The organism is Paenibacillus sp. ALE2, assembly GCF_054113385.1.
The window spans coordinates 1,878,607-1,896,206 of the sequence record NZ_CM134213.1 but is presented as its reverse complement, the minus strand read 5'-3'; the positions used below and the strand labels follow the sequence as shown (position 1 = coordinate 1,896,206).

15 protein-coding genes are annotated in these 17,600 nt (G+C 47.1%); 4 read left to right on the top strand and 11 right to left on the bottom strand.

Going from position 1 to position 17,600, the window contains the following annotated elements:
* Window positions 1-38: 38 nt before the first annotated feature.
* Together ACXHJ1_RS08205 and kduI are read right to left on the bottom strand one after the other, a co-directional pair.
* Window positions 39-683 (bottom strand): bifunctional 2-keto-4-hydroxyglutarate aldolase/2-keto-3-deoxy-6-phosphogluconate aldolase, encoded by a 645-nt coding sequence (locus ACXHJ1_RS08205; RefSeq protein WP_013373614.1) that lies wholly within the window; start codon window positions 681-683, stop codon window positions 39-41.
* Window positions 684-757: 74 nt separating this feature from the next.
* Window positions 758-1,588 (bottom strand): 5-dehydro-4-deoxy-D-glucuronate isomerase, encoded by an 831-nt coding sequence (gene kduI / locus ACXHJ1_RS08200; protein ID WP_017428648.1) that lies wholly within the window; start codon window positions 1,586-1,588, stop codon window positions 758-760.
* A gap of 340 nt (window positions 1,589-1,928) precedes the next feature.
* Between kduI and ACXHJ1_RS08195 the strand changes: the two genes are divergently transcribed.
* Window positions 1,929-2,885: a sugar kinase gene (locus tag ACXHJ1_RS08195; RefSeq protein WP_457905920.1), complete on the top strand. Its 957-nt coding sequence runs from the start codon at window positions 1,929-1,931 to the stop codon at window positions 2,883-2,885.
* A gap of 181 nt (window positions 2,886-3,066) precedes the next feature.
* Here the strand turns inward: ACXHJ1_RS08195 and ACXHJ1_RS08190 are convergent, their stop codons facing one another.
* The gene (locus ACXHJ1_RS08190) at window positions 3,067-4,080 is read right to left on the bottom strand and encodes a LacI family DNA-binding transcriptional regulator (protein ID WP_013373617.1); all 1,014 of its coding nucleotides are present in this window, start codon (window positions 4,078-4,080) and stop codon (window positions 3,067-3,069) included.
* Between the two features lie 285 nt (window positions 4,081-4,365).
* Entirely contained in the window at window positions 4,366-5,775 is a 1,410-nt protein-coding gene (locus ACXHJ1_RS08185) for an MATE family efflux transporter (RefSeq protein ID WP_457905919.1), read from the bottom strand.
* A gap of 356 nt (window positions 5,776-6,131) precedes the next feature.
* On the opposite strand from ACXHJ1_RS08185, the gene ACXHJ1_RS08180 reads away from it, so the two are divergent.
* The 3 genes from ACXHJ1_RS08180 (at window position 6,132) to ACXHJ1_RS08170 (ending at window position 9,610) form a co-directional block, all read left to right on the top strand.
* Window positions 6,132-7,148: an acrylyl-CoA reductase family protein gene (locus tag ACXHJ1_RS08180; protein WP_457905918.1), complete on the top strand. Its 1,017-nt coding sequence runs from the start codon at window positions 6,132-6,134 to the stop codon at window positions 7,146-7,148.
* 256 nt (window positions 7,149-7,404) lie between these two features.
* Entirely contained in the window at window positions 7,405-7,956 is a 552-nt protein-coding gene (locus ACXHJ1_RS08175) for an RNA polymerase sigma factor (protein WP_090888929.1), read from the top strand.
* The gene (locus ACXHJ1_RS08170) at window positions 7,925-9,610 is read left to right on the top strand and encodes a DUF4179 domain-containing protein (protein WP_457905917.1); all 1,686 of its coding nucleotides are present in this window, start codon (window positions 7,925-7,927) and stop codon (window positions 9,608-9,610) included. Before ACXHJ1_RS08175 ends, ACXHJ1_RS08170 begins: the two co-directional genes overlap by 32 nt.
* 109 nt (window positions 9,611-9,719) lie before the next feature.
* Here the strand turns inward: ACXHJ1_RS08170 and ACXHJ1_RS08165 are convergent, their stop codons facing one another.
* From ACXHJ1_RS08165 to abc-f, 7 genes are all read right to left on the bottom strand, one after another.
* On the bottom strand, window positions 9,720-10,544 hold the full coding sequence (locus ACXHJ1_RS08165) for a carbohydrate ABC transporter permease (protein ID WP_016822712.1): 825 nt from the start codon (window positions 10,542-10,544) through the stop codon (window positions 9,720-9,722).
* Window positions 10,544-11,410, bottom strand: a complete 867-nt coding sequence (locus tag ACXHJ1_RS08160; protein ID WP_090737781.1) for a carbohydrate ABC transporter permease — start codon at window positions 11,408-11,410, stop codon at window positions 10,544-10,546. The genes ACXHJ1_RS08165 and ACXHJ1_RS08160 overlap by 1 nt, the downstream gene beginning before the upstream one ends.
* Before the next feature lie 16 nt (window positions 11,411-11,426).
* Window positions 11,427-12,659, bottom strand: a complete 1,233-nt coding sequence (locus ACXHJ1_RS08155; RefSeq protein ID WP_457906174.1) for an ABC transporter substrate-binding protein — start codon at window positions 12,657-12,659, stop codon at window positions 11,427-11,429.
* A gap of 204 nt (window positions 12,660-12,863) precedes the next feature.
* Complete coding sequence (locus ACXHJ1_RS08150) at window positions 12,864-13,631, bottom strand: ABC transporter permease (RefSeq protein ID WP_019688923.1); 768 nt, start codon at window positions 13,629-13,631, stop codon at window positions 12,864-12,866.
* A gap of 12 nt (window positions 13,632-13,643) precedes the next feature.
* Complete coding sequence (locus ACXHJ1_RS08145; protein ID WP_231124974.1) at window positions 13,644-14,384, bottom strand: ABC transporter permease; 741 nt, start codon at window positions 14,382-14,384, stop codon at window positions 13,644-13,646.
* A gap of 56 nt (window positions 14,385-14,440) precedes the next feature.
* Window positions 14,441-15,169 (bottom strand): ABC transporter ATP-binding protein, encoded by a 729-nt coding sequence (locus ACXHJ1_RS08140; protein ID WP_174821014.1) that lies wholly within the window; start codon window positions 15,167-15,169, stop codon window positions 14,441-14,443.
* Window positions 15,170-15,501: 332 nt separating this feature from the next.
* Window positions 15,502-17,586 carry a ribosomal protection-like ABC-F family protein gene (gene abc-f, locus ACXHJ1_RS08135; RefSeq protein ID WP_457905916.1) on the bottom strand — a complete coding sequence of 695 codons (2,085 nt, stop codon included), beginning with the start codon at window positions 17,584-17,586 and terminating at the stop codon, window positions 15,502-15,504.
* Between the last annotated feature and the right edge of the window lie 14 nt (window positions 17,587-17,600).

Genomic DNA, 17,600 nt, shown 5'->3' with positions numbered 1-17,600 from the left:
CATCACAAATTAGTATAAATACCTATATTTTCTGAAGCCTACAACGCTGCACGTACTTCTTTGTATTTAGCCACATAACGTGCTGCATTTTCGGTGATCAAGTCGTAGCGACCTTCCTTGGCTGGAGCCGTCAAATTGCCTCCAATTCCCACGGCCACACAGCCGTTACGCAGCCAGGTTTCCATATTATCCAGGTCAACGCCACCAGTTGGCATAATCTGCACGTGAGGCATTGGCCCTCTCACGGCCTTAACAAAGTCCGCCCCCATCGTATTGCCCGGGAACAACTTCACAACATCACTACCCAATTTCATGGCTTCCTTGATCTCATTCAGCGTCATGCAGCCAGGCATATAAGGAATCGCATACAAATTGCATAGCTTCGCTGTTTCTTCTTCAAAAGAAGGACTTACGACAAATTCTGCTCCGGCCAGAATAGCAATTCTTGCCGTCAGTGACTCCAGTACAGTTCCTGCACCAATAACGGCCCGATCCTTAAATTCGTCTCTCAATCTTCGAATGACCTGATCCGCATCTGGCGTGGTAAACGTAAGCTCAATATTATCCAAGCCGCCTTCAATACAGGCTTTGGACATTTGATACGCTTCCTCCGCTGTGTTTCCCCGAATGACTGCGACAACACCAACCGAAGTAATATGTTCCAAAACTTTCTTTTTCGTCATGTTCCTGATCCTTTCCACGAATGGGATGACCATGGTTCCTCAGCTGCTTGCAGGTCTACGTTCCAATACAATGATTAACGCAACTCGCTCATGGCTACCTGATCCATGTCCTTGTATGTTTTATTTTCACCGGCCATGCCCCAAATGAAGGTATAGCTGCCTGTAGCTGCACCGCAATGGATAGACCAAGGCGGAGAAATAACGGCTTCATCATTTTTCATGACCAGATGGCGTGTTTCGTTCGGCTCACCCATCAGGTGGAACATTCTGGCGTTTTCGTCCAGTTCAAAATAGAAATACACTTCCATGCGACGGTCATGAACATGTGTCGGCATGGAGTTCCACACACTGCCGTTCTCCAACGTGGTCATCCCCATAACCAGCTGGCAGCTTTGAATGCCTTCGTCATGGATAAAGCGACGTAACGTACGGTTATTGGCAGTTTCTTGCGAACCCAGACTTTCAGACGGCACATCGGCAAAAGACTGCTTCGTCGTTGGATACGTGGTATGAGCCAAGGCTGAAACGATATAAAATTTCGCAGGCTTTTCGCTGGAATCGCTTTCAAAGATCAACTTCTTAGCACCTTTACCTACGTAGAGACAGTCTTTTGTGGCCAGCTCGTAAGTTTCACCATCCACCTTGACCGTACCGCTGCCGCCGACATTAAAAACACCCAGTTCACGGCGTTCCAGGAAAGTTTCCGCTTTGATTTGATCGCTACCTTCCAGTGCAACAGATTTATTCACGGGATGAATGCCCCCGATAATGACACGATCTTCATGCGTATAGACCAGCTTTACTTCCTCAGGTACAAAAAGCTCCTGGATCAGATAGTGCTGACGCAACTCTTCAGTCGTAAAATGCTTGGCATGTTCGGGATGAGTTGAATAACGCATTTCCATAAAAACATTCCTCCTGTTTAGATAAACTTTTTTATCAACGGAATTGTTATAAAAGCGGTTTCTAACTCTACTTCTTAGCTAGAATTGTAATAATTATCTAAGAGTGTGTCAACCCAAAACTTCATCATTCCTAGAAAAAGCCTTAATATTCGCGGATTTTTATACGATTTTTACCTTTTGATAAACAAAATCATATTTTTTTATCTACATTGCCCAAAAAGTTTTTAGCAAATATATCAACTTACTCATTGTGAAAAACCGATTTATGTGATAATTTCATTTTATTCAAGTGGTGCATACGCTTACAGATTTAGTTTACTAAACATAAGGAGGAATTCAAATGACCGCAACATTGGATGCTGTTACCTTTGGAGAATCCATGGCTATGTTTTACGCCAATGAAGCAGGCTCTCTGGATGAGGTGCGTTCATTTACCAAAGCGCTGGCCGGGGCGGAGACGAATGTTTCGGCCGGTTTGTCGCGTTTGGGGCTACGAGCTGGACTCGTGACCAAGCTCGGCGAGGATACGTTCGGCAAGTTCATTGCCGATGCACTGCGTCAGGAGAAGATTGACACCCAAAATGTCATGTTTACCAAAGACCACTCTACTGGGATGCTGATTAAATCCAAAGTTACCAGCGGCGACCCTGAGGTCGAATATTTTCGCAGGCATTCCGCCGCTTCCACACTGAGCATTGCTGATTTTAACGAAGCTTACTTTGCTGGGGCTCGCCACCTGCACTTTACAGGTATTTCTGTCGCACTTTCCCCTGAATGCCGCGACTTCGCTCGACATGCGAAGCAGTTTATGAAAAAGGCAGGCAAAACCGTATCCTTCGATCCTAACCTCAGACCCAAGTTATGGCCTGACACACAAACGATGGTGGAGGCGATTAACGAAGCATCCGAGGGTTGCGATTGGCTGCTGCCAGGCATCCATGAGGGTAAAATACTAACAGGCTATACTTCGCCTGAAGACATCGCTTCGTTCTACCTTGATCGCGGCACCTCGCTGGTGATCATCAAGCTGGGAACCGAAGGCGCCTATTACAAATCCGCAGATGCAGAGGGATATGTCAAGCGTTTCCGCGTAGATCATGTCGTGGATACTGTCGGCGCAGGTGACGGCTTTGCCGCAGGTGTGATCAGCGCGCTGCTGGAGGGATTACCCCTGGCTAAAGCGGTCAAGCGTGGTAATGCACTTGGTGCGCTGGCGGTCATGTCCGCTGGAGACATGGACGGCTATCCGACACGAGCCGAATTGGAAGCTTTTTTGCTCAGCGCCAGCACGAATTAGTCTGGGCTCATTCCCCGCATAACCTTCACCGCTACGAGCGCAAGCTCAACAAGGCCGCATCCAAGTCAGCCTTAACTTCCAATAGCCCGTATTCACATTTGTGTGACCTGAGCAGCATGCGCATACTCAGGTCACACAAAGGAATACGGGCTATTTTTATAATATGTGGCATGGTGCTCATCTACAGCGTTTTGACAGATTCTCCTCGATTGATATCCGGCACAAATCGGTAAATAATCGGAACCGACTCGCCGCCTTCCTCAATGCTGGACAACAACGTTTTTGCCGCCTGTTTCCCCATATCTGCAATCGGTTGTGTAATGGTCGTAATTGGCGGATTGTAAATATGAGCAAACTCCGCATCGTCAATCCCAATAATGGACAGCTCTGCCGGAATGCGTATACGGCGGGCATTCACATACTTTAACGCCTCAGCCAACACGATATCATTCCCGGCCAACAGTGCAGTCGGCGGCTCCGGCAGTTGGAACAGCTCCTTCAGCGTCTGCTGGATTTCTTCTCTCGGCACGCTGTGCATATATTCTTCACGAAATGGCAAGCCATGCTCCTCCAGCGCCTTCTTATATCCGCTGAGCCGCTCCACTCGTGGAGTAATCCGATTCAAGCCAAGGGGCAAGGTAATCAACGCAATTCGTTCATGCTTGTGAGCCACAAGTTCCTGAATCGCCAGCTTAATCGCCATTTCGTTATCCAACAGCAGGCTACGTGTATTGACACCGTCCACCAAGCGGTCCAAAAACACCAATGGATATTTTTCACGAATGAGCTGGTTGTAAATGTCTGCATGCTTTCCTGTCGGGAAAATGATTAAGCCATCCACTTGACGGGCCTTGAGCATCTCAATATACTGACTTTCCTTGTCGGGGTTTTCATCGGCGTTGCAAATAATCACCTGTATGCCAAAGCGCTGCAATTCCTCCTCAATCGCACGGATAGACTGAATCGACAGCGTATAATCAATGTTGGCTACAATGACTCCCACCATAAACGTCCGGTTTTGCTTCAAGCTGCGGGCTAGCCCGTTAGGCTGATAGTTCAGCTCTTGAATAACCTCGGCGATCCGGTCTTTGGTTTGGTCGCTCATATATTTATATCGTTTGTTCAGAAATTGCGAGACAGTGCTTTTAGACACTCCCGCCTTCTGGGCAACATCTTCAATCGTCGGCTTCTTCATCGGTACACTCCTTGTCTTTCATGTACTGCGTTAGTGCAACAAAAGTATATCTTTCTTTTAGTAAATTTACCATACTTCTATTTATGAATGCCATTATGATATATTCTGAGCTTAAAACTTACCTGTGGCGCCACTGCGCGTTTTTTTCATATACAGTTTCTGGTTCTCTGCTATTTCCTCTCTATGCAGCAAAAAGAGGCAGCTCAAGATGTTCTCTTGAACTACCTCCACGTATACAACTCTATCGAAAAGCTAGATTCTAGCTAACCCGAATTATTACTTGGATTAGTGCGCCGGAACAGGCGTTGCAGGCTGATCTGTTGTATCGTGCTCGACCAGCGAATGCTTCTCCCATAACCGGCTTCTCCAGCGGGCATACATGATGACAGCACGAGTCCATTCATCAGCAGCAATCGCCAGCCATACACCAGCCAGTCCCATATCCAGCTTGAATACCAGCAGATAACCCAGCGGCAAGCTCATGCAGACCATGGAGATCAGGCCCATAAAGACCGGGAACTTGGCATCTCCAGCAGCACGCAACGAGTTAATAATGACGATATTCGTCGTCCGGCCAGTTTCCAGCAGAATGCTAAGTAAAATAACCTGTGCACCCAAACGAATAATCTCAGGGTTTTCCGTAAACAAACCGAGCAAGGGTACACGGAAAAAGATAACTATCGCATCAATGATCACAGTCACGAGCAGCGCCCATTTCACACTGCTCAATACACGTTTATAAGCCGTATCCTTCTCTCTGGCTCCCACGAGTCTTCCCACTACGATAGCTGTTCCCATACCAACTGCCATACTGAACAAATAAATATAGCTCGAAATATTATTGGCATATTGACGTGTCGCCATTGCTTCTGCGCCCAGATAGGTCACGTACAGTGTGAATATGAGCTGACACGACTGATACATGATGGACTCCAGCGCGGATGGTACACCAATACGCAATATTTTTGAGATAAATTTTTTGGATAAATGGACGTAATATTTCCACTCGACACGGACCTCAGTTACCCGGTACATCAGCCAGAAGAAGATCAAGAGACAAATAAAGCGGCTACCTACTGTAGAAATAGCAGCACCCTCTACACCGAGTGCAGGCATTCCCCAATGTCCCAAAATCAAAACATAGTTGCCGACCACGTGGATCACGTTCATAAAAACCGATACATACATCGTTTCTTTGGTAAAACCGTGCGTACGAATGGTCGCCGCCAGCGAGTTAATCAATGCCTGAAGGAAAATGGCCCCCCCGACGATACTCATATAGGATTCCGCGTAAGTCAGAATATCACCCTGGACATTCAGCCATTGCAACATATGAGTACCAAACACAAGAAAAATGACGCTTAGCAAAAGACCTACCATTAAATTCAGAGTAATGGCCGTACCCGTCACCTGGGCCGCTTCGACTAGTTTCTTAGAACCGATATATTGAGCTACGACGATAGCAGCGCCGTTGCCGATAACCTCCAGTACAAGGATAGCGATTGAAATAATTTGATTGGATGCGCCCACACCCGACACTGCATTATCAGATACAGAGCTGAGCATGAATGTATCGACGCTTCCCATTAGCATAAACAGGAACAATTCAAGGAAAATAGGCCATGTCAAACGGAACAAATTCAGTTCCTTGGCTTCGGACAATACCGAACCATTTTTTAGTGCTCTGGTTGTCATTCATTCACCTTTCTTCATAGAATATTTAACGATCAAAGGGTATGTTAGCACAGTCATTCTGAAAATACATCCCGTTTACGTAAAATGATTTGAAAAATGCGTAAGAATTCATTTATCACTCTCTTTATAATTGATTATCGAACTTTATTGAAATAGATTGTTGCAAGAATATATCCATAATCCGGTATTTTCGACGTAATTCTAAGCTAAAGGGTATAATAGATTAAGAGTTTGTGAGCATTGCCGCTGACAGGCTGTGCAGATTGTTGTATGCTGCATAAGCATAATTTGTATATTAGAGATGGAATATATAGACCAATCATAAGCTTAAACGGTAATAAAGGAGGCTTTTACAGATGACTCAGTCATTTCATGCCCTTGTCGTCGATCAGACGCAGGACGGTGAAGTTCAAGCAGAAGTGCGTTCTTTGGAAACTGACAGTTTACCTGCTGGAGAGGTATTGATTCGTGTCGCTTATTCCAGTATCAACTATAAAGACGGGCTTGCCGCCCGCAAGGATGGCAATATTGTCAAAGCCTATCCATTCGTACCCGGCATAGATTGCTCGGGGACTGTCGTCTCCTCGGAGGATAGCCGCTTTAGCGAGGGACAAGCGGTACTCGTTACAGGCTACGGGCTGGGTGTGTCTCAATTCGGAGGATTCAGCCAATACGCGCGTGTGCCTGCGGACTGGGTAGTTCCGCTTCCAGACGGACTCACGCTGAGAGAGGCGATGATTTTCGGGACAGCCGGATTTACCGCAGCCTTGTCGTTATATCGGCTAGAGCAAAACGGCGTTGCACCGGAGAAGGGCAAGGTACTCGTCACCGGAGCAACGGGTGGCGTAGGCGGTGCAGCCATTGCCTTGCTGCACAAGAGGGGCTACCATGTCGTAGCCAGCAGCGGCAAAGCCGAATCGCATGATTACCTCAAGGCGCTCGGGGCAGCCGAGGTTATTTCGCGTGAGGAGGTCTACGACGGTGCCGAGAGCATCCGACCGCTAGGCAAGCAGCTTTGGCAAGCGGCTGTAGACCCTGTAGGCGGAAAGCCGCTCGCTTCGCTGCTTAGCCAGATCGCCTACAACGGCTCTGTTGCCGTGAGCGGCCTGACAGCAGGCACCAAGCTGCCTACGACGGTGCTACCGTTTATTTTGCGCGGTGTAAATCTGCTGGGCATAGACTCTGTCTTTTGCCCCTATGACACCCGCGTAGCGATCTGGAAGCAGCTCGGCAGTGACTGGAAGCCGGAGCAGCTGGAGCAGCTGGAGCAGCTCGTTGAGCGCGAAATTGGCTTGGCTGACCTGCCAAGCGCGCTCGAAGACATCCTGGCAGCCCGCTCACAGGGTAGAACGATTGTACGGCTAGCTGATTAAGCGGGATTATGCCCGCAAGCTATCCGTTAGCGTGTTTTTGCCCCGAAGGAGTGCTCATCCCGTAGGGGCTAGCAATGAAACATATAAGAAGCCTGTAAATCTGCAGTTTTGAGATTACAGGCTTCTTTTTTTGTGTGGTACATTGGAGAAAAAGTGGACACATTCGAAGCGGACGATCTATTTTTCACAACCAAATGAACCTTTTGAGGACTCCAGTTGTTATATAGGTAAACTGCACGAGAAAGGAGAGCCATCATTGCAAAGTAATCGAGAGTTGTTTGATCTATATCAACGGGATGTATACCGAACCTGCTATTACATGGTCCATAATGCCTCGGATGCAGAGGATTTAACGCAGGAAGTGTTTATTACTCTGTTTCGCAGTAATCGCGAGCACATCGAGCAACTAAAAGCCTGGATCATGAAAGTTACGGTCAATCATTGTCTGAACCATCTTAAACGCCAAAAAAGCCTGCATTTGAAGGTAGCGGCTAATCCCCATCTCTTTACTGGAACAGAAGGCAAGCCTGTGGACAGGCAGGTGGAGGAACGCGAGTCGGCTGAGGAATGGGCCATTTACATGAACCGCCTTCCGGCCAAAATCCGTGCTGTGCTGACACTTCGCTATATGCATGATTTCACGCTAGCGGAAATATCGAAACTGCTGGAAATCCCGCTGGGAACCGTCAAATCCAGGACACACAAAGGACTAAAATTAATGGAGCAAATACTGCGGGAGGCTGGTGCACAGATTCCCAAGCTGGAAGGAGAGAACTATGAACAACGTAGAAAAGGTATTGAAGCGTAAGCTAAATGAAGATTCGGAAATAGCCTATCCTGACTTCGATGAGATGTGGAACCGGATGGAACAGGCAGGATATACTGCCCCTACGCTAACCGATGCTTCCGATTCATTCACTCCACACCAACATAGAAATTGGCGCAAAATAGCCATCGCTGCCTCCCTGAGCGCACTTCTCGTTGCCGTTCCCGTCTATGCTGCCATTCATTATAACTGGGGCAATTTGCTGCACGGGAGAAGTGGAATTGAGACGGCGTTAGCTCAAGACCTGGGGCAACCGTTAGGACAGTCTGTCACCAAAGACGGGATAAAGCTGACGTTGCATACCGCTATTGTCGATGAGAACCGAACTGTAATTCTGTACAGCCTGGATGTCGGAAAACGCGCAGACAACGAGTTTTGGAATGTCAAAGGGATATCGCTTAAAAATGCTGCGGGAAAAAGTAGTGAAGGGGAATATAGCTTCCAACAATGGGATGAGAAAAACCAACGCTATAACGGCTACTTTGAAAGCGATTGGACACCGCAGCAAGAAACAGAAAACGTGCGGCTGACCGTGGATCATATTGAGCTTACCAGCGTTCAGGAATTGGATTTGCCGCTTGATATCACATCGCCTCAGAAACAGACTTTCAGGCTAGATCGTAACGGTCTACAAGATATGAAGGTACAGGTATTCGAACAAGGTAAGGACAAGCTGATGCTGTCATCAGCAATTACCTTCGATTCCTCCATACCAAAAGAATGGGACAATCCGCAAATTATTGCCTACAAAGATGGGAAGCCTGTGAACCCCCAATCTGGAGGGACATTTGGTACACCCGGTGAGAACGGAGAATACACAGCCCAGCAGTATTTTACTAAAGGGGATATACCAGAAGGGCAGACTACTTTTAAACTGCAATATGCACAAACGGAGAAAAGTATACATGAACCCCTAAACTTTGACCTGCAGCTAAGCAAGAAGAAAATGGAGAGCGGGACGATTAAAAGTGTGCTGAATACCCCCTTGGAGAACGGTAATCCGAATTTCATGCTGGAACAAATGATTGTGACACCGACACAAATCCGTGTCACGATCAGAAGCGAAAAGAAATTCGCCATGTTGCCTTATCAAAAATATTTTCTTTCTGTGAACGGCACAACGTTAGAGGGTAATCGTTGGTCTTCACCAGATCAGGACCACGATCTGAATACGATCCGTTTTGAACGGCCGGCCCATCTTGCGATTACCCGAGATACTCCCATTACTTTTACAGGCAAATACAAGGTTACGACTCATTCGGATGACAAAACGCCGCAGCATTTGACTGATATTTCTGAGCAAAAGCAGACGATAACGACGCAAATCGGCGGCTATCCTGTGAAGTGGACCTACTACAAACAAGGAGCAGATTTATTCGTAGAAACCGAAAGTGAGGATACTCACTTTGGAGGGATCAACCAGACGCATATGGGTCTGGGGAAAGAACGGATGATTGGCAAGCCGATCACAGCCAACTTCGCCGGAGACGGCAATAATAAGGCAGTGGATGTCTACAAGAACTTCAAGGGAAAGGAAGCTTCTATTTATATGTTCTACTATACAACGGACGAACCTGAAGCAGAGACGAGCGTACCCTTGCAGCCACTGACTAGCAACAGCCAAGCATCTAAATAACCATGCTATAAAAAGAGGGTTCTCTATACCTGTGTGATTCGCAGTATAGGGACCCTCTTTTTACTTGCCTAGTAAGGCACAGCCCGCTTGAAGCTGTTGTATTCTCATCTTATTTTACAGAACCTTGCGTAACACCATTAATAATCCATTTTTGTGCAATCAGATAGACAATAATCATCGGCAGCAAGGCCATCAAGTACGAGGCAAAGGCCAGATTAAAGTCAGTATTGAACTGTCCCTGGAACACATACTGGACGAGCGGCAATGTATATTGCTCCGCATCGCTGATAATAATGAGCGGCAGCAAAAAGTCATTATATGTGGACAAACAAGTGAGAATCCCCACTGTAGCACTAATCGGCGCCATCAGCGGAAATATAATACGCCAAAATGTCCCCCATGTCGTCGCACCATCTACCGTGGCTGCCTCTTCCAATGCCACTGGAATCGAACGAATATAACCGACATACACGAAGACATTAAACGCCAAGCCATACACCGTATGCAGCACAATGAGACCCAACAGATTGGTCATATGCAGCCCCGAGGCCAGCTTTACAATCGGCAGCATGATGATCGGGAACGGAATAAACATGGCGCTGACAAAGTAAAAATATAATCCTTTGAAAAAACGCCGCTGCATATTGCGAGCAATGGCATAAGCAACCATCGAGTTGGTGAGCAAAGTGAGTATGACCGTCGATGTTGTCACCATCACACTATTCTGAAAAGCACTGAAAAAATGGGTCATTTCCACTGCACGACTAAAATTTTCCCAATGCAGCTCCGTCGGAAAGGCAAAGGCGGAATGCGCCATCTGCTCGGGATTTTTGAGTGCAATCGTCACCGTCATATAGAGGGGAAACAGGATAAATATTGTCCCCAACGCTACCAGAATCAGCACAGGCCAGTTGGTACGTCTGCTTGTTTTCATCAGTTATCCATCTCCCTTCTCTGGAGGAATCGCAGCTGTAAGATGGAAATGATCGCGATCACAATAAAGTAAATCACAGAGTTAGCTGACTGATAGGCAAATTCTCCTCCTCTAAAGCCTCCGGTGTATATCAGATGAGAAATCGACTGCGTGGCCCGTCCCGGTCCGCCGTTCGTCAAGGCCACGATCTGATCGAATACCATTAGGGAATTTTTCATCGCCAATACCATATTGATCGTAAAAAATGGAGCAATCAACGGAAAGGTAATGCTCCAGAATTCACGCCATTTACCTGCACCGTCCAGGTTGGATGCCTCATACAGACTGGTCGGAATTGTTTGCAGCCCTGCCAGATAGAGAATCGTATTAAAGGCAATGCCCTGCCATACGGCTACAATGACCACCCCCACCCAAGCCAACTGCTCGCTACCCAGGATGTTGGTCGATAGTGAGCCAATGCCCAGGTTCTGCCCCCAGATCGTAAATACGTTCGAGAACAGGTAATTGAATATGTAACCTACAATTAATACGCTCAAAATATTAGGCAAAAAATAAATTCCTCGAAAGAAATTACGGAAACGTATTTTAGCGTTCAGCCCCATGGCAATCAACAAGCTGAGAATATTAATCGCAATGGTAACCACAATCGCAAATTTGAAAGTAAACCAGTAAGCATTGCCCACATTGTCGTCCTGAAACAAATTAATATAGTTCTTAAATCCGACAAAGTGATACTGATGCCCGAATCCGTTCCAATTGGTAAGCGAATAATAAAAACCCTGCAAGGCAGGTAAGGTCAAAAATACAAAAAACAATAGCACCGCCGGCACCGTCATCCAGTAAAAAGTCGTCAGTCGCTTATTCATGTCTCATCCTCCTCCCCTATCGGCGGTTAGCTACCTTATTCCACTCACGGTCGAGCTTGGCTAGATAGGCGTCGATATCTCCATTTTGCAGGAAAGCCTGCACAATAGAATTCAATTGGACTGCTTTGGGAATATAATGATCGGCAAAATCAATGACACGGCCTGATTTAAAATACGGCAACAACTCTGCCACACTCGGGTCATCCTGTGTGACTCCCTTCACCGCTGAAAACAACGTTTGTTCCGTAATGTATTGCTTACTGTTCTCTGGCTTCAATAGGAAGGCAATGAACTCTTCAGCTTCCTTTTTATGCGGGGTGCTTTCCGAAACAGCTAATAGCGTATCTATCCCAGACACTAGCTTGACCGCCTTTTCGTCATTCCCTGTGGGGAACGGGAAAAATCCGAGTTCCACTTTCGGGTTAGCTTTGCGGATTTCAGATATAGCCCACGAGCCCTGAATGTACATCAGTCCCTGCCCGTTAGCGAAAGCACGATTCCCGTCAGCATAGTTTTTGCCAAAATTATCACTATGTCCGTATTTCAGCAGCTCCAGCTGCTTTTCCGCAACCTCGCGGTACTTGTCCTGAAAGGTGACCTGATTCTCACGCCGTTGCAGGAAAAAATCAATACCCACCAAATTTGGACCCAGTGCATTAAAAGGGAGGTTCGTTTGCCAATCATCTTTATATGTAAAATAGAATGGGATCTTGCCAGCGGCCTTGATTTTTTGCGCCGTTGCAATCAGTTCATCCCATGTTTTGGGCACCTGTAATCCCATTTCCCTAAAAAGCTTTTTGTTGTACATCACACCATTCGCATTCGCAGCATAAGGAATTCCATACACAGGATCGACCCCGGTCACATCCTTAAGCATTTTGAGGTAAATCGGGTCCACCGTACGTGGTAATTCTGTATTTGCCAGATCCGTAAAAATACCGCTTTGCGCCAAAATGGAGTAGGTATCTGTGGCCCCAAGCCCCACAATGTCAGGTACATCGTTTTTGACAACCCGTGTCAATAGCACCGTTTCTGCCTCTGGCGGGTTGACCTGTGTCACTTCAATACCAGGATGCTCCTGATTGAATTGAGCGATCAGCTTATCGAATGAACCCTTAGCCTCCGGCTTATTTTGGAAAAACTCAATTTGCACCTTGCCTGAAGCATCGCCCTTATTGCATGCGCTTACAACGATCGTTAGCAGCAGGATCGCCGCTAGTGCAGACAGCCTCTTGACCCCATTCCACATGCTCATACCTCCTTTTCCCCTATGTCAATCTATGCGGGACTAGACAATTAATACCCGTCCCTGGCGAAAAAGAAACGATACCGTAGAGGCAAACGCCTTCCCGAAGTCCAACACCGTTCGTATTAAAAAAAGATCCAGCTAACCTTCAAACGGTCGCGTGGATCCCTTTCGCTTTTATAATGTTCGGGTTACAAAGTCTTATTTCTAAACAATCTTCTTTTGCCATCGTGTAAAACTAATAATCATGCAGGCTATAATCATTCCTCCTGCACACATCCAAAATTCAAATGAGTTGTCAATCCTTAGAGCAAGCAATATTTCTCGAAATGGGTCCATTAACATAATGAGTGGCCTAAACAACTCGAAGAGAAATACGGATAAGATAAGAATCACTATATAGGCAAATAACGGCCGTGACACAAACAAACACACAACGCTACTCAACATGAGCTTTACCAGACAAACCAGCGTTAATACCAAATAAAACCCAAGTATGTAGGGGATAGCGTCCGACCGGAAAGAGGCAACGGATGACCCATATTTAAAAAAAGTAGAGCTGTGCGGAAAAAACAACCATCCAGCGATTACACCTATAAGCAAGCTTGTCCCCATAAAAATGACCGTTATGGCTGATAGTGCTAGCAACTTGGCAAGCCAAAACTGAAAACGTCGATACGGTCGTAACACATATAGCCTATAGGCTCCAGAATAGAGATCCCCGCTTAATTGGTCCACATACAGAATGGGCAGGATTGCTGTAATGAGAAATAAAGCAACCTCACTCATCATCAGCCACGGCAGATTGAGATTATTTACGACCACAGTTCCTTCACCAAAACGTAAGACCTTCGTACCCGTTACTTTATGGCTCCATATAATTGCGATCACGATTAATATATAGGCTATATATAATAAAAGACTGGATTTGCGATTCCAAATTCGTTCCATTTCACTTCGCCATATTCCTAGCACGAGGAAATCCCCCTAATACAGATAATCATCGGTCACAAACCGGCGGTAAGCCCCCCAAGTAAAAAAGATAAGATATAGACTAACCACGGTGATAATCGCTCCATTCACAGACAAATTCCCCATTAAGGACCTATCTAGTCCTGTATGCTGCATATATGGAACAATCATAAATGCAATCACATTGTATAAGTAGGGGATATGAGAAACCAAAGCGGCCAATTTTAAATACAATGAATCAAACAACAGTGAGCCCAGATTGTATACCATACAAAAACCGATTGCATACGTTACACTCTTACTGTACATCGCGACAAAGCAGTAAAAGGAGCTTATTGCCAATAATGAGGCAAGTGCCCAACCATAGTATTCAAGCATCTGTAGTCCCTGAGATCCAGACAGTCCCGCATCACTTATATCATATGAAAGAGTCCATACTTCAACGATCACCTGCGAGGATACTGCAAATGCCATGAGAAGAAGCAAGATAGAAGTATTCAAAACCAACAACTTACCCCAGAAAATCTGACCGCGGGTAAATCGGCGCATAAACAACAAGCGCAGTTGCCCGCTTCGAAATTCCTCTGTGTATACAGCAGCCGCTAAAACAGCCACAGCTATATTACATGCTAAAAACAAATTCTCACGCAGACCCGTAACGACAAAGTTTAGGGATAATACCTCTACAGGAATCTTCATCGTGCGCAAGAAATATACTCCTGTCGAACAGGCTAGCATTGGTGTACATAATACCATGAGCCAGAACCACTTTCGTCTCCATAATCTCTCGAACTCGCTGTATACTAATAACTTCATAGTCCCATTAATCCCATAAAGGCATCCTCCAGACGTTGGCCTTCCTTTATCAGCTGATCAGCGGGCCCCTGCCAAACTAGCCTACCCTCTTTAATTACAATGAGTTCATCGCACATCTGTTGCAATTCATCCAGTAGATGACTGGAGATAAAAAAGGCATAATTCGCAGAATCACGCAGCTGAAGCACAATATCTCTCAGCTCTCTCATCCCCATGGGATCAAGACCGTTGGACGGTTCATCCAGCAGCAGAAGCTCAGGAGCGCCCAGCATGGACTGCGCAATACCTAGTCTTTGCTTCATTCCCAGCGAGTAGGTTTTCACCTTGTCATCCCCCCGCTTTTCCAGCCTCACCTTTGTAAGCAACTCTTCGATATGTATCTCCCGATCTGAGGGCGCAATTTCAGAATGTAGCCGTGACAAGTTGCGCAAAACCTGCCTACCTGTCATGTAATCAAAAAAGACTGGAGATTCAACAATGGCCCCTACCTTGCATAACGCCTTTTCCCGATCAGTGTACACATCATATGAAGCTATCTTTACAGAACCGCTGGTTGGCTGCATTAATCCGGTCATGATTCGCATCATTGTAGTTTTACCCGCCCCATTAGGCCCAATAAATCCATATATCTTTCCTTTTTGAAGCTTAAAGGAAACACGATCTAACAAATACCTTTTTCCCATTTTTTTCGTCACCTGGCTGACCTCCAGCAAGGAGTCCGACATACTATTTCCCCCATTCATAACGAATCGTAAAATAGTTGCAACGCGGGCATTGGATATATAAGATTTCTATTGACGACACAAACTTCAGTTAACAATGATCCACATTAACCATACAGTTTAAAAAATACCACATGTTGCGAAATGTAAAAGGTTCGCTTTATATGTAAAATAAAATATAAATAATTTATAAATGTCATTTAATATAATAGATGGTTATTAATTTTGGCGTTAATGCCTTTACCATACAAAAATAGCCCCTCGGCAGACGCGCTACCTCAGGGCTATTCTTTATGCAAATATACGTTGCCTATCTTCAGCAACCAGCCTATCACTTACTCTAGTTCAACCCACTCGCCGAGCAACGTGTCCAGCTCCGCTTGCAGTCGCTCACGCACGTCCCACAGCTCCGCCATGCGCGCTGTGTCGCTGCTTGTGCCGAGCAGTTCCAGCTCGGCATCTGTCGCCGCCAATGCTGCTTCCTTGGCGGCAATCGCCCGCTCCAACCGCTCGCGGGACACAGCGGGTGGGCGGGACGGCTTCGCGGACTTCGCTCCGCGTGCCCCACTCCGGGCATCGGACGCCCCCAAGCGACCTGCCGCCCCGGAGCGAGCACGGCTCGCATCGGCTCCGGTAGTCGCCCCTGTCCGCGCAGCCGTTCCCGCATCATTGCTCGCTGCACTGGCGGGCGTAGCTAGGCCCGCGCCCGAGCCGCCACCAGATGCGGCTCTACCTGCAGATGCCGAGCGTACTCCTGCATCCGCTCCACGTTGCGAGTGGGCGTTTTCCAGCTCCCACTTCTTCGCGCGGTATTCATCAAAGCCGCCCAGATAAAAGGACAACTTCCCGTTTTCCAGCTCCCACACGCGTCCAGCCAGCTTATTCACAAAGTAGCGGTCATGGGAAATGGCTAGCACCGTTCCCGTGTAGGTGCCCAGCGCTTCCTCCAAGGCCTCGCGGGAATCGATGTCCAGATGGTTGGTCGGCTCATCCAGCACCAGCAAATTCGGCTTTTTCATAACCAGCAACGCCAGCCGCAAGCGAGACCACTCCCCACCGGACAGCATGCTCACAGGTTTAAACACATCCGCACCATAAAATAAATACTTCGCCAGCTGCCCGCGTGCTTCGCCTTCTTCCAGCCCTGCTTCCTCCTTGAAGTAAGCAAGCACCGTCGCCCGGCTATCCCGTTCTCTCTCTTGCTGCGCCAAATATCCGTACTCGACGCGTGCGCCCCATTGGACCGTGCCTGCATCTACGCTTTCCTGACCAAGCAACAGCTTGAGCAGCGTCGTTTTGCCTGCACCGTTATCGCCTAGCAAGGCTACCTTTTCACCAAATTCCAGGCTGCCTGTTGCCCCGTTTAATATTTGACGTTCTCCATAGGCTTTGGTGATGTCCTCGAATTGAAGCACCCTGCGACCGGAACGATCCTCCAACTTTAGGTGAAACTCCGCACCTTGAGGGTCCAGTACAGGTCGCTTCACCAGCTCCATTCGTTCCAGCGCCTTGCGGATTGAGGCTGCCTTTTTGAAGAACTTTTCATTATCGCCATTGCGTCCCCACTCTTCCAAACGGCGAATGGTCTCTCTCATCTTTTTGATCCGCTTTTGCTGCTCCTTATAATCCTCAAATTGCAGCAGCAGACGTTCTTCCTTCTCCTTAACGTAGCCGCTGTAATTTGTATAGTACGTAAAGGCCTCGCCATCCTCCAGTTCGATCATTTTGCCGGCAACTCGATCCAGAAAATAGCGATCATGGGATACAACCACACACGCACCTGTGTATCCCTGCAAAAATTGCTCCAGCCATTCCAGCCCTTTCAAATCCAAATGGTTGGTCGGCTCATCCAGCAACAGCAGATCTGGTCGTCCAATGAGCTGTGATGCCAGCGCTATTTTAGTTTTTTCTCCGCCTGAAAGTGACCCGAAGTTACGCGTATACATAGCTTTGGGAATACCTAGCCCATCCGCTATCTGATCCATACTGGCATCCATTTCATAGCCGCCGTTACGCTCAAACCGCTCTTGTAGAGAAGCATACGTTTGCAACAGCTTCTCTAACAGCTCGGGATTCGCTGCCACAACCGGATCTGACATTTCCCGTTCCAGTGTGGCCATCTGATTGCGGCAATCCTTCAGTTCACGATAGGCGTAAGCCAGCGTTTCGTATACGGTGAAGCTTTCAAACTCTGCCGGGATTTGCGGCAAGTAGCCGATTCTCGTATCTTTGGCGATGACGAGCTGCCCTTCATCTGGGCGGGACAAACGTGCAATTAGGCGTAATAGGGTGGTTTTGCCACTTCCGTTGCGACCGATAAGCCCCACCTTTTCTCCCTTATGGATATCAAACGTTGCACCATCTAAAATCAGATTGGCAGCGTGGTATTTTTTCAATTGTTGACCGTTTACAATATACATGTTCAGGCTCTCCT